Source organism: Streptomyces sp. NPDC051907, assembly GCF_040681075.1.
Classification (GTDB): domain Bacteria; phylum Actinomycetota; class Actinomycetes; order Streptomycetales; family Streptomycetaceae; genus Streptomyces.
Window position 1 is genome coordinate 165,569 of sequence record NZ_JBFAYB010000009.1, and the last position, 13,028, is coordinate 178,596.

The 13,028-nt window shown below is 71.6% G+C and carries 13 protein-coding genes and 1 tRNA gene; 8 read left to right on the plus strand and 6 right to left on the minus strand.

The features are described from left to right. Positions 1–129 precede the first annotated feature (129 nt). A complete protein-coding gene (locus AB0M39_RS09055; protein ID WP_365361778.1) occupies positions 130–1,080 on the plus strand; it encodes a D-2-hydroxyacid dehydrogenase in 951 nt (316 codons plus the stop codon). Next, on the plus strand, positions 1,073–2,479 hold the full coding sequence (locus AB0M39_RS09060) for an amidase (RefSeq protein WP_365361780.1): 1,407 nt from the start codon (positions 1,073–1,075) through the stop codon (positions 2,477–2,479). Before AB0M39_RS09055 ends, AB0M39_RS09060 begins: the two co-directional genes overlap by 8 nt. Positions 2,480–2,530: 51 nt before the next feature. Here AB0M39_RS09060 and AB0M39_RS09065 read toward each other — a convergent pair whose 3' ends face one another. Next, positions 2,531–3,031: a DUF3830 family protein gene (locus AB0M39_RS09065; RefSeq protein WP_365361782.1), complete on the minus strand. Its 501-nt coding sequence runs from the start codon at positions 3,029–3,031 to the stop codon at positions 2,531–2,533. A 141-nt stretch (positions 3,032–3,172) separates the two neighbouring features. Between AB0M39_RS09065 and ehuB the strand changes: the two genes are divergently transcribed. From ehuB to AB0M39_RS09095, 6 genes are all read left to right on the plus strand, one after another. Beyond that, positions 3,173–4,096, plus strand: coding sequence for an ectoine/hydroxyectoine ABC transporter substrate-binding protein EhuB (ehuB, locus tag AB0M39_RS09070; RefSeq protein WP_365361784.1), 924 nt, complete (start codon positions 3,173–3,175; stop codon positions 4,094–4,096). Then, positions 4,093–4,833, plus strand: coding sequence for an ectoine/hydroxyectoine ABC transporter permease subunit EhuC (gene ehuC / locus AB0M39_RS09075; RefSeq protein WP_365361786.1), 741 nt, complete (start codon positions 4,093–4,095; stop codon positions 4,831–4,833). Before ehuB ends, ehuC begins: the two co-directional genes overlap by 4 nt. Further along, complete coding sequence (gene ehuD, locus AB0M39_RS09080) at positions 4,833–5,483, plus strand: ectoine/hydroxyectoine ABC transporter permease subunit EhuD (protein ID WP_365361788.1); 651 nt, start codon at positions 4,833–4,835, stop codon at positions 5,481–5,483. Before ehuC ends, ehuD begins: the two co-directional genes overlap by 1 nt. Next, entirely contained in the window at positions 5,473–6,261 is a 789-nt protein-coding gene (gene ehuA, locus AB0M39_RS09085) for an ectoine/hydroxyectoine ABC transporter ATP-binding protein EhuA (protein ID WP_365361790.1), read from the plus strand. The genes ehuD and ehuA overlap by 11 nt, the downstream gene beginning before the upstream one ends. Before the next feature lie 200 nt (positions 6,262–6,461). After that, on the plus strand, positions 6,462–7,220 hold the full coding sequence (locus tag AB0M39_RS09090; protein ID WP_365361792.1) for an IclR family transcriptional regulator C-terminal domain-containing protein: 759 nt from the start codon (positions 6,462–6,464) through the stop codon (positions 7,218–7,220). Positions 7,221–7,344: 124 nt separating this feature from the next. After that, positions 7,345–7,418 (plus strand) — tRNA-Lys (locus AB0M39_RS09095). Between the two features lie 139 nt (positions 7,419–7,557). On the opposite strand, the gene AB0M39_RS09100 is transcribed toward AB0M39_RS09095, so the two are convergent. From AB0M39_RS09100 to AB0M39_RS09120, 5 genes are all read right to left on the minus strand, one after another. Then, the gene (locus AB0M39_RS09100; protein WP_365361794.1) at positions 7,558–8,211 is read right to left on the minus strand and encodes a response regulator transcription factor; all 654 of its coding nucleotides are present in this window, start codon (positions 8,209–8,211) and stop codon (positions 7,558–7,560) included. Continuing rightward, positions 8,190–9,425, minus strand: coding sequence for a sensor domain-containing protein (locus AB0M39_RS09105; protein WP_365361796.1), 1,236 nt, complete (start codon positions 9,423–9,425; stop codon positions 8,190–8,192). Before AB0M39_RS09105 ends, AB0M39_RS09100 begins: the two co-directional genes overlap by 22 nt. A gap of 320 nt (positions 9,426–9,745) precedes the next feature. Next, positions 9,746–11,344, minus strand: a complete 1,599-nt coding sequence (locus AB0M39_RS09110) for an AMP-binding protein (protein ID WP_365361798.1) — start codon at positions 11,342–11,344, stop codon at positions 9,746–9,748. 26 nt (positions 11,345–11,370) lie between these two features. Next, complete coding sequence (locus AB0M39_RS09115; RefSeq protein WP_365361800.1) at positions 11,371–11,958, minus strand: lytic polysaccharide monooxygenase; 588 nt, start codon at positions 11,956–11,958, stop codon at positions 11,371–11,373. 120 nt (positions 11,959–12,078) lie between these two features. After that, a partial coding sequence (locus AB0M39_RS09120) for an SPFH domain-containing protein (protein WP_365361802.1) occupies positions 12,079–13,028 on the minus strand: 950 nt, incomplete at its 5' end.

Sequence of the window (13,028 nt, forward strand, 5' to 3'; positions counted from 1 at the left end):
CGCAGCCCCCATTGACGTGTTGTTGACGACGGTAGGTTCGGGCGCCAGCGTGGGTCAATCCGTACAAGCCAGACTTTCCCGCTGCCCTGCCGGCACGGGACGCTCCCCCGACGAAACGGCTTGAGCCTGATGTCCGTACCCACCCTTCTCGTACTGGCCGCGGACCCGCCGCCGCGTCTGGGCCGCCTGACCGGGCGGGCCCAGGTCGTCACCGTGGACGAGCGGTCCCTGGCCGACCGACTCCCTTACGCCGACGTGCTGTTGGTGTGGGACTTCACCTCCGACGCGGTCCGCGAGGCATGGCCCGGCGAGGGCCCGAGACCGCGCTGGGTGCACACCCCGAGCGCCGGCGTCGACCGGCTGCTCTGCCCCGAGCTCGTCGCCTCCGACACGGTGCTGACCAACGCCCGAGGCGTCTTCGAGGAGCCGATCGCCGAGTACGTCGCCGGGCTGGTGCTCGCCATGGCCAAGGACCTGCCCGGGACGCTGGAGCTCCAGCGGCAGCGGCGCTGGCGGCACCGCGAGGGGATGCGGCTGGCCGGAAGCCGGGCGACCGTCGTCGGCGCGGGGCCCATCGGGCGGGCCGTCGCCGGCACGCTCACGGCCCTCGGCGTCACCACGGCCGTCGTCGGCCGCACCGCCCGCCCCGGGGTCCACGGCGCGGAGGACCTCGACCCGCTGCTCGCGCGCGCCGACTGGGTCGTCTGCGCGGCGCCGCTGACCGACGCGACGCGCGGGATGTTCGACGCGCGGCGGTTCGGGCTGATGCAGCCGTCGGCCCGCTTCGTCAACGTGGGCCGGGGTCCGCTGGTCGTCGAGGAGGACCTGGTCGCCGCGCTGAGCAAGCGGTGGATCGCGGGCGCGGCCCTGGACGTCTTCAGCGACGAGCCCCTCGCGCCGGGGAGCGAGCTGTGGGACGTGCCGGGCCTGATCGTGTCGCCGCATATGAGCGGGGACACGGTGGGCTGGCGGGACCGGCTGGGCGAGCAGTTCGTGGAGCTGTACGAACGGTGGCTGGCCGGAAAGCCACTTTTGAACGTGGTGGACAAGGAACGTGGGTACGTCCCCATGCATGACTGATCCGCTGACTGACCTCACCGCACGTCAACTGCTGGCCGGCTACGACAAGGGCGACTTCACCCCCGTCGACGCGACCCGCGCGGCGCTGGAACGGATCGAAGCGGTGCAGCCGCTGGTCAACGCCTTCACCCGGGTCGACGCCGACGAGGCGCTGGCCCAGGCGGAGGCGTCCGCCGAACGGTGGCGCAGGAAGGAGCCGCAGGGCCGGCTCGACGGAGTCCCGGTCACCGTGAAGGACGTGCTGCTCCAGCGCGGCGGGCCGACGCTGCGCGGCTCCAAGACGGTGCGCACGCAGGGGAGCTGGCACGAGGACGCCCCGTCGGTGGCCCGGATGCGCGCGCACGGCGCGGTCTTCCTGGGCAAGACGACGACCCCGGAGTTCGGCTGGAAGGGCGTCACCGACTCGCCGCGCCACGGCGTGACGCGCAATCCGTACGACCCCGCGCGGACCTCGGGCGGGTCGAGCGGGGGCAGCGCGGCCGCCGTGGCGCTGGGCGCGGGTCCGCTGTCGATCGGCACGGACGGCGGCGGCTCGGTCCGCATCCCCGCCTCCTTCTGCGGGATCTTCGCGCTGAAGCCGACGTACGGGCGGGTGCCCATGTATCCGTCGAGCCCGTTCGGGACGCTCGCCCACGCCGGCCCGATGACGCGGGACGCGGCCGACGCAGCGCTGCTGCTCGACGTCGTCAGCGGCGAGGACTGGCGGGACTGGTCGCATCTGGGCCCGGCGACGGGCGTGCGCCAGAGCCTCGCGGAGGGCGTGAAGGGGCTGCGGATCGCCTACTCGCCGTCCTTCGGCGGCCAGGTGGCGGTGCGGCCGGGCGTCGCGGCGGCGGTACGGCGGGCGGTGGGGTCGCTGGCGGACCTCGGGGCGTACATCGAGGAGTCCGACCCCGACATCGCCGACCCGGTGGAGGCCTTCCACACCCTGTGGTTCAGCGGGGCGGCCCGGCTGGTGCAGCACCTCGGCCCAGAGCAGCGGGAGCAGCTCGACCCGGGGCTGCGGGAGATCTGCGCGATCGGCGCCCGGCGCAGCGCGCTGGACTATCTGGCGGCCGTGGACGCCCGGATGGAGCTCGGGCGGCGGATGGGGCGGTTCCATGTCTCGTACGACCTGCTGGTCACCCCGACGCTGCCGATCACCGCGTTCGAGGCGGGAGTCGAGACGCCGGCCCGCTCCGGGCACCGCCGCTGGACGGGCTGGACGCCGTTCACGTACCCGTTCAACATGACGCAGCAGCCGGCCGCCACCGTGCCCTGCGGGGTGGACGAGAGCGGGCTGCCGGTGGGCGTCCAGCTGATCGGGGCGCGCCACGCGGACGCGCTGGTGCTGCGGGCGGCGCACGCGCTGTACGAGTCGGGGGCGGCCCGGCTGCCCCGGCCCCGGCTCGGGGGCTGACCGCGCGAGCCGGGGCGGGGCAGGACTGGGCAGGGCTGAGGGGGCTCGGCGTCACGCGCGCCGGAAGCTGAGCGTCTCCCCCAGCGCGCCGGCCCGCCACAGGTCCTGGCACGCCTCGGCCATCTCGTCGAGTCCTTCGACCACCGCGCCCCACACGATGCCCGGCACCCAGCCGGTGTCGCCGTTGAGCAGCAGGTTGTTGCGCTCGTAGAACAGGGCGAGGTCGACGACGGTAGGGCGGCCGGCGTGGGCCGCCTGCTGCCCATAGCCGTACGAGTCGGCGCCCAACTGCGCATCGGAGAAGGTGAAGTAGCAGAGGTCTCCCGGAATGGGAGTCACCGTGGGGTTCTCCAGCGGCGGCTCCTGCTCCGCGAAGGCCGGAAGCAGGGCGTAGATCTCGTTGCGGGCGTACTTCGCGTGGTAGACGTCCCCCGTGAGCGGCAGCGCGTCCCACACCGCGGCGCAGGTCAACGGCGCTTTGTCGGCCAGGAGTTTCGCCGTGCAGCGCACCTGGCGCTTGTCGAGCGAGACTTCGACGAATCGGTCGGTCATGAATTCTCCTCGCTTTCTCCTTGTTTTCTCACATCTTTCGACGCGGTTTCTCGACGCTCTCTCTCATCGCGCTCTCGGCGTCTCCTTCCGGCGCTGGAAATCATGGGCATACCCGGATGCGTTCCGGGTACGCGCGCACCCATGGCTCCACGACAGGGGAACACCAGACACAGATCAGCATCCGGAATCCGGCGGCGCTCGCTGCTCGCCGGCGCGGCGGCGCTGGGCGCCGTCGGCGCCGTGGGCGCGACGAGCGCGTGCAGCCGGGTGGCCACCGCCGACTCCGGAGACGGAGGGCGGCTGCTGGAGCAGCTGCGCGCGAAGAAGTCCGTGCGGCTGGGGCTGGCGGGCGAGCAGCCCTACAGCTATATCGGCAAGGACGGCGAGATGACCGGCTCCGCGCCGGCCATCGCCAAGCGGATCTTCAAGGAGCTGGGCGTGGCGGACGTCCAGCCGTTTCCGACTGAGTTCGGCTCGCTGATCACCGGTCTGAACTCGCTGCAGTTCGACGTGGTGGCGGCCGGTATGTACATCAACCCGCCCCGCTGCGAGCAGGTGATCTTCGCCGATCCCGAGTACCAGATGCTCGACGCCTTCATCGTGCCGAAGGGCAATCCGAAGAATCTGCGCAGCTATAAGGACATCGCGCGGACCGGCGCCCGGATGGCGACCGGCGTCGGCTATGCGGAGATCGACTACGCCAAGGAGGCCGGGGTCGAGAGCATCACGACCCTGCCCGACCAGCTGGCGGGTCTGCTCGCCGTGGAACAGGGCCGTGTGGACGTGTTCGTCGGCACCGCCGTCACGGTCCGCAACGTCGTGCGCGAGACCGAGAGCGACAAGGTCGAGGCGACCGCGGAAGTCACTCCGTACGTCAAGGGAAAGCCGGTTGTCGACGTCGGCGGATTCGCGTTCCGCAGCCCGGAGACGAACCTCCGCGACGCGTTCAACCGCGAGCTCCACAAATTGAAGAAGAGCGGCGAGCTCCTGGAGATCATGCGGCCCTTCGGATTCACGAAGGACCAGATGACGACCATCACCGCCAAGGAGAAGTGCAAGCCATGAGCGAGATAAGCCCGGGTTTGTGGGAGCTCCTGCTGAAAGGCGTCTGGATAACGGTCCAACTGACCGTTATGAGCGCCGCTTTCGGCGTGGTCGTCGCCTTCGTCATCGGCCTCGCCCGCGCCCACCGCCTGAAGTCCGTGCGATTCGTCGCCGGCGTCTACTTCGAGATCTTCCGCGGCACCTCCGCGCTGATCCTGATGTTCTGGATCTTCTTCGTGCTGCCGCTGGGCTTCGGCTGGCAGCTGGTGCCGATGTGGGCCGCGGTGCTCTCGCTGGGCCTGACGTACGGGGCGTACGGCTCCGAGGTCGTACGCGGCGCGATCAACGCCGTCCCGCCCGCGCAGCGCGAGGCCGGGATCGCCCTCAGCTTCACCCCCGCCCAGCAGCTGCGGAAGATCATCCTGCCGCAGGCCTGGCCGGAGATGATCCCGCCCTTCAACAACCTGCTGATCGAGCTGCTCAAGGGCACCGCCCTGGTCTCGATCATGGGCGTCTCCGACATCGCCTTCGGCGCCTCGCTGGTCCGCAACGCGACGGGCCAGAGCGCTCCCGTCTACACGGTCATCCTGGTGATGTACTTCGTGATCGCCTTCGCTCTGACCCGCGGCATGCGCGCCCTGGAGCGCCAGGCGAAGGCCGGTATCGGGCAGCAGCCCGCGAAGTCGGCCGCCCCCGCCCGCAGGCCCGGCCTGCGCCGGCGGAGCGAGGTCTCGGCCGCCGCGGGAGGTGAGCGCTGATGAAGTGGGACTGGTCCGCAGTAGAGGACTTCCTGCCGAGGTTCCTGGACGGCCTCCTGGTCACGCTCCAGGCACTGGCCCTGGGCGCGCTGCTCGCCTTCGCGCTCGGGCTCGTCTGGGCGCTGGCGCAGCGCTCGCCGCTGGCCGCCGTGCGCTGGCCGGTGGCCGTGTTCACCGAGTTCGTCCGCAACACCCCGCTGCTGGTGCAGCTGTTCTTCCTGTACTACGTGCTGCCCGAGTGGGGGGTGACGCTCTCCGCGATGGTCACCGGCGTCCTCGGCCTCGGCCTGCACTACTCGACGTACACGGCGGAGGTCTACCGCGCCGGCATCGACGGCGTCCCCAAGGGGCAGTGGGAGGCGGCCACCGCGCTCAGCCTGCCGCGCACCCGCACCTGGGGCGCGGTGATCCTGCCGCAGGCGATCCGCCGGGTCGCGCCCGCCCTGGGCAACTACGTCATCGCGATGCTGAAGGACACGCCGATGATCTTCGTGATCGGCGTGATGGAGATGCTCGGCCAGGCCCGGCAGTTCTCGTCCGAGACCTTCCTGACGGTCGAGGCGTTCACGGTCGTCGGCATCGCCTTCATCGTCCTGTCCTATCCGGCATCCCTTCTCATGCGAGCACTGGAGCGTCGTCTTGTCCGCTGACACCGCCTCTTCGAACGACGAGCTGATCCGTTTCGACCACGTCACCAAGCGGTTCGGCGACAACACCGTCCTGGACTCCCTGGACTTCAAGGTCTTCCCCGGAAAGCACGTGACGCTGATCGGTCCCTCCGGGTCCGGCAAGACCACGATCCTGCGGCTGCTGATGACGCTGCTGAAGCCGGACGAGGGCACGATCAAGGTCGACGGCGCGTACCTCAGCCACGAGGAGAAGGACGGCAAGCTGGTCCCGGCCGGCGAGAAGCACGTCCGCGAGGTGCGCAAGAACATCGGAATGGTGTTCCAGCAGTTCAACCTCTTCCCCAATATGAAGGTGCTGCGGAACATCACCGAGGCGCCCGTCCATGTGCTGGGCCTGTCCCAGGACGAGGCGGACGCGCGGGCGCGGGAGCTGCTGGAGCTCGTCGGGCTCGGCGACCGCTGCGACGCGTACCCCAGCCAGCTCTCGGGCGGGCAGCAGCAGCGCGTGGCCATCGCCCGCGCGCTGGCCATGCGGCCGAAGGTGCTGTTGCTCGACGAGGTGACCTCGGCTCTCGACCCGGAGCTGGTGGCCGGAGTGCTCGATCTGCTGCGGGACATCGCGCGCACCACGGACGTCACCATGGTGTGCGTGACGCACGAGATGAACTTCGCCCGGGACGTCTCCGACTGCGTGATGATGTTCGACGAAGGCCGCGTCATCGAATACGGGCACCCGGACCAGATGTTCAGTGCGCCCGAGCATGAGCGGACGCGAGAATTCCTCAGCGCGGTGCTCTGAGAGCCTCCTTCAGCGGCGTGATCTGCCCGATCAGTCCGCGGAAGAATGCCCGACCCTGACTCTGGCATATGCCAGGGAGATGAGCCGCAGCTTATCGCGGGGAAGTGTGCTACTTATCTCGCCAACGGCCGCCCCTGAAACGGCTCTTGGCCGCTATCGTGATACAGAGTCTTGCGGTCACAACCTGCTAGGGGGAAACCGTGGCGCTGAAGCCTGAGCCGACCGCGCCGTTCCACTCGGTGCAATACGTCTTGCGCGTCCTGGAGACGGTCTCAAAGCACGGTGGCGGGGTCACCGACGTCCAGATAGCCCGCGAGACGGGTCTGCCGACCGGCCATCTGGCTCCGATGCTGGCCATGCTGCGCCGCGAGGGCTACGTCGAGCAGGTCGCGGACGGCGCCTATGTGATCGGCGACTCGCTGATCCTGCTCGGCTCCGGGGCCACCCGGCAGCAGGCGTTGGAGGCGAAGCTCCAGGAGACGCTCACCGAACTGCGCGACTCCGTCGGCGCGGCGGTCTACATCAGCCGCTATATCGACGGCGAAGTGAAGATCACACAGTTCGCCGCCGGCCCGCGCACACCGGCGGTGAACGAGTGGGTGGACTTCCGCTCGGCGGCCCACGCCAGCGCGGTCGGCAAATGCCTGCTGACCCAGCTGGACCAGAACGGCCGCCGCGACCACCTCTCGCGCCACAAGATCGCCCGGCTGACCTCCAGGACGATCACCAGCGAGCAGCTGCTCTTCTCGAAGCTGGACAGCCAGCCGCCGACGGTCCCCGTCCTGGATCTCCAGGAGTACGCGGTGGGCACGGTCTGCGCAGCGGTCCCGCTGACGGCGGGCGCGTCGGTGGGCTGTCTCGCACTGTCGCTGCCGATCGAGCACGCGCACCGGCTGCGCTCGGCGGCGGACACGCTGAACCGCAGGGCGGCGCCGGTGGTGCTGTCACTGGCCATCTAGGACGGACGAGGACCGATCTAGGACCTATCTAGGACAGGGCGAGCGGACCTGGTCAGGAGCACCCCTCCGGACCAGGTACTATTTACTTCGTCATCAGCCGCAAGGCGGCGGGTGGCCAAGTTAAGCGCCGCTAGCTCAGTTGGTTAGAGCAGCTGACTCTTAATCAGCGGGTCCGGGGTTCGAGTCCCTGGCGGCGCACAGCTGATCATCTGGGGCTCCTCGGTCTTCCGAGGAGCCCCAGATGCGTTTCGCGTTGTGCCCCGTGCTCCCGTGCTCCCGTCCGTGTGCCCCGCCCCTCCGCCGCTGTGCTCGCCGCCCGGCGGCCTCGCCGTCGCGGCTACGCCCGAAGATAGGCGAGCACGGCGAGCACCCTGCGGTGGGTCTCCTCCGCCGGCGGCAGATCCAGCTTGGCCAGGATGTTGCCGATGTGCTTGCCGACGGCCGCCTCCGTGACCACCAGCGCGCGGGCTATCGCCGCGTTCGACCGGCCCTCCGCGACCAGGCCGAGTACCTCGCGCTCGCGCGGAGTCAGCGCGGCCAGCGGGTCACGGCGGCGGCGCAGCAGCTGCCGTACGACCTCGGGGTCGACGACCGTGCCGCCCGCGGCGACCCGGGTCAGCGCGTCCACGAACTCCTCGATCTGACCGACCCGGTCCTTGAGGAGATAGCCGACGCCCGTGCCGTCGCCGGTGTCCAGCAGCTCGGAGGCGTACGAGCGCTGGACGTACTGGCTGAGGACCAGCACCGGCAGCGACGGCCGCCGCGCGCGCAGGGCGATCGCGGCGCGCAGGCCCTCGTCCTGGAAGCCCGGGGGCATCCGGACGTCGGTGACCACGATGTCCGGCTCATGGGCGAGGACCGCCTCGGACAGCGCGTCCGCGTCGCCGACGGCCGCGACGGTCTCGTGGCCGAAGCGGGTCAGCAGGCCGGTCAGCCCCTCGCGCAGCAGCACGCTGTCCTCGGCGAGGACTACCCGGAGCGTTCCTGGCACGGGATCTCCACTCGGAGCACGGTCGGCCCGCCGGTCGGGCTGGTGATCGACAGTGTGCCATCGAGGACGGCGATACGGTCGGCGAGCCCCGTCAGGCCGGTCCCCCGGGCCGGGTCGGCGCCGCCGCGGCCGTCGTCGTGGACGGCGACGGCGAGCCTGCCCTGCGCATGGCCCGCGGTGATCTTCGCGGTCCGCGCGCCGCTGTGCTTGGCGATGTTCGCGAGGGCCTCGCAGACGGCGAAGTACGCGGCGGTCTCGACGGGCAGGTCCAGCCGGGGCAGCGCGATGTCGTCCGCCTCGACGGGCACCGCCGAGCGGTCGGCGGCGTCGGCGAGCGCGGCGCCGAGGCCGTAGTCGGCGAGGACCTGCGGATGAATGCCGTGGATCAGCTCGCGCAGCTCGGTCAGGACGCGGCCGGCCTCGTCGTGCGCGGACGCCAGCTTGTCGGCGAGCGGGCCCTTGGGGGCGTCGAGGCGCGCCAGTCCCAGCGTCATGGTCAGCGCGACCAGGCGCTGCTGGGCGCCGTCGTGCAGATCGCGCTCGATACGGCGGCGTTCGGCCTCGAACGCGGCGACCAGGCGGGCGCGGGAGCGGGTCACCTCGGTGAGCCGGTCCCGCAGCTCGCCCTCGCGCGGCGCGAGGAGCAGCCGGGTCAGCCGGGCGCGGACGCGGGCGAGCGCGGCGAGCGGACGGAGCAGCACGGCGAGCAGCACGAGCCCCGCCGCCGCGGCCGCGAACGCCTGCGGGTACGTCGTGACCAGGACCGTCTTCACCACCCGCGCCTCCTCGCCGTCCACCGCCAGCTGCACGGGCGCGGCGGCCATCCCGAGGGGCGTCCCGAGCGCGACGGCGAGGGCGATCAGGTCGAGCGGCCACAGGACGAGGGCCTGCAGCAGTCCGTACGCGAGCTCCCGCCAGGTCGCCTGCTCGCTGAGCCGCAGCCGCAGCCAGGCGCCGATGCCGGGCTCGCCGGGGGTGCGGTGAGGGCTGGGCACGGGCTCGTCGTCCATGATCCCCAGCCGTCGCCGCTCGACGACGGCGAACCCGATCCCACCGAGAACGAGCACCGGAAGCCCGACGAGCACGACGGAGAGCCCGACGAGGAGCACGAGGGCGATGAGGGCGGGTATCCCGGTGAGCACGCTGCTGGCGAGATAGAGGAGGGACCGGGCAGGAGAGGGAGGAGGAGGGGGAAGGGAGCGGGCGAGGGGCATGGGCAAACGGTAGGACGGGGCAGTACGGGGTGTGGGGTGCGGGCGGCCCGACGATTTCAGCCCGTCCGGCGCTTGAGGACACGGCCGAAGGCCGTACGGGGGCGCAGCCCCCCGGAGCGGGGGCGACACGCCCTGCGCGGGCAGCAATTCAGCCCGTCCGGCGATTGAGGACACGCCCGTAGGGCGTACGGGGGCGCAGCCCCCTGGAGCGAGGGTGACATGCCCTGCGCGGGCGACCCGCGGGGCGCTGCCCCGGACCCCGCGCCTCAAACGCCGGCGAGGCTGGATTCGCCTCAATCGCCGGCGGGGCTGGATTTCGTCTACGTCAGCTCTCGGTAGTCCCCCTCCCCCGGTGGCCGCCACCACGTCCCCTCGCGGGAGGCGAGGCCCTCCGCGCGGAGGCGGGAACGGTGGATTTTGTTCGTGGCCGTGAGGGGGAGCTCCGGCAGGACGCGGACGAAGCGTGGCGCCATCTTCGTGCCCAGGTCCGGCTGGGCCGAGAGGAAGGCGGCGAACTCCTGCGGGTCGAAGCGCGCCGGGTCCCGCAGCGACAGCGCCGCCATCACCTGGTCGCCGGAGACCGGGTCCGGGACCGCGTAGACCGCGACCGCCGACGCCCGCTCCCAGCGCGCGAGGATGTTCTCGATCATCGCCGCCGCGAGGTTCTCGCTGTCGACCCGCAGCCGGTCGTCCGTACGGCCCGCGAAGTACAGGAAGCCCTCCGCGTCGCGGAAGAACAGGTCGCCCGTCCAGTACCAGCCCCCGCGCGTCCGCTCCGCGTCCGCCTCGGGGTGGTGCCAGTAGCCCTCGAAGAGGCTGCGGCCGCGGTTGACCAGCTCGCCGATCGCCTCGTCGCCGTTGACGAGCCGGCCCGACGCGGAGAAGACCGCGCGCGGGCACTCCCGGCCGGTGTCCGGGTCGACGACCGCGAGGTCGTCCGCGGGTCCCGCCCGGCCTATCGCGCCGCGCGGGGCGCCGGGGGTCCGCTGGATCGCGGCGCCGCCCTCGGACGATCCGTACCCCTCGATCAGCCGCACCCCGAACCGCGCCTCGAAGCGGGCCGCGTCCGCCGCGCCCGCCTCCGTGCCGAAGCCGGTCCGCAGGGTGTGCGCGCGGTCGTCGGGGCGTTCGGGCACGGCGAGCAGGTACTGCACGGCCCGGCCCACATAGGTGAAGTACGTCGCGCCGAACCGGCGTACGTCGTCGAGGAAGCCGGACGCCGAGAACCGCCCGCGCAGCGCGACCGACGCCCCGCCCGCCATCGCCGGCGCCCAGTTCGCGATCACCGCGTTGCCGTGGAACATCGGCATGCAGATGTAGTGGACGTCGTCCTCGCCCACCCGGAAGTGCCGGGCCAGCGACGCGCCCGCCGCGGCCAGCCGCCCCTGGGTGCAGATCGCCGCCTTCGGCGCGCCCGTCGACCCGGAGGTGAAGTAGAGCAGCATCCGGCTGCCGGGCCCGACCGGGCCGAGCGTCGACTCGCCCGGGACCGCGTCGGCGTAGGGGGCGAGCAGTTCGGCGTACGCCTCGTCGTCGGTCACCAGGACCCGCACCCCCGGCAGGTCCAGCCCGTCGAGGAGGGGGAGGCGGGCGCGCTCGGTGATCAGCACCCGGCAGTCGGTGTGCAGGATGTCGCGGGCCAGCTCGGGCCCCCGCCGCGTCGTGTTCACGCCCGCGACGGCGGCCCCGGCCAAGGCCGCCGCGCTCAGCCACAGGGGAAACTCCGGGGTGTTGTCGAGCAGCACCCCGAAGTGCGGCTCCGCGCCTCGCGGCATGAGATCCACGAGGAGCGCGGCTCGCGCGGCGGCGCCCGCGGCGGTCTGATGGCGGCTGAGCGCGAGGTCCTGGCAGCTCAGCCCCACCCGGTGATCGCGCCATTGGCGCTGTACGAGCTCCGCGACGGTCGGCAGATCGTCCATGGAGCCGCACGGTAACTGACTGCCTGTCAGAACTGAACGTCCGAGCAGGCGTAGAAGGCGTTCGCCGTGTCGTGCACGGTCCACACCGCCAGGATCAGATGGCGGCCCGAACGCTGCGGAAGACTGCCGGAGTGGGACAGGGTCGCCGGCGGCTGGTTGCCGCCGTACGGGACGGTCAGGAACGGCTGCGACTCAAGCGCCGCCCTGGTCAGCGGCTGGCTGGGATTCCAGCCGGACTTGGTGATGTAGTACCTGAAGTCGGTCGTCCGGTGCCGGGCCGTGAACTGCCAGCGGAATGTGTAGTTCTGACCCGAGGAGACCTTGGTGGTGGGCCATGCCCCGCCGCGCGGATCGTCGAGCTGCGCGAACTGGCCGAGCCCCGCCGAACAGATCCTTCCGTCGGCGGGACCCGCGGCCGGGAACCCCTTGGGGCCCTCGACGCTCTGGGGCTCCCACTGGATCGGGCCGCAGTTGGCCACTGTGCCGTTGGCGCAGAGCTTCTGGCGGCTGATGGGCGAGTCGGTGTAGCCGTGGCTGCTGGCGCTGCCTGTGGCGAGCAGGGTCGCGCCTGTCACGGCGAGGCCGACCATGGCCGCGCCTATCTTTTTTCGCATGCTTCGCTCCAGGAGAACGTGGGGGTTCTGTCGAGCTGGTGCCGCACGCGCGCGGTGGTGCCTCTTCAGGTCTAGACCAAGTTCCAATGTATTGACGGGCGTTCGTCATGTCCAGACCAATTACAAACCTTCCGCGACCGCCGAACGCCCGGTATAGAAGGCGACGGTGAGGTCCTTCACCAGAGCCTTGCGCTCGTAGTCGTCGAGCTCGACGAGCCCCCGGTCGGTCAGCCGGTTGACCGTGTCGTCCACCGCGTCCACCACCGAGGTGAGCACGCTGTCCCGGTGCCGGGCGTCGATGGCCGCGATCCGGCGGCGCTGCATCGCTGCCGCCACCTCCGGCGCGTACTCGATCCCCGTCGGCTGCGCCGAGAACAGCTCGATCCCCACCGGCGCGCACTCCGCCGAGAGCATCCGGGTCAGCGCGTCGCCGACCGCCTCCGCGTCGCGCAGAGTCGGGGCGTCCTGGTGGAAGGCGTCCGCCGGCAGCTGCGACAGGACCCGCGCCATCGCGGACTCCACCTGCTCGCGCAGGTACTCCTCGTGGTCCGCCACGCCCAGCGCGGCCCGTGCGGTGTCCTTGACCCGCCACACCACCAGCACCACCACGCGCAGCGCCGTGCCGTCCGCGTCGACCGCCGGCATCGGCTCGCTGCGCCAGTGCCGCAGGCGTACGTCGACCCGGCGGCGCAGCACCAGCGGGCTGACCCACAGCAGCCCCGTACGCCGCACGCTCCCCCGGTAGTCGCCGAAGAGCGTCAGCACCATGGCCTGCCCGACGCGGCCGCGCCCCAGCCCGCAGAAGGCGAAGAGCGCGAGGCCCACGCCCAGCGCGAGCAGGCACCACAGGCCGATCCCCAGACCGCTGTACGCGTTCGGGGTCAGCCCGAGCCGGACCGTCGCCGCGCGCGGCAGCGCGCCGGCGCCCCACAGCACCGCGCCGATCCCGCCGAGCGCGCACGCCCCGGCGACCAGCCCGGTCCAGCCGGGGAGCGCGGGCCCCGGCCGCTCGAACAGGTGCGGGTCGACGGGCGGGGCCGGGCGCACGGGGGCGGGGGGCGGGGCGGGGC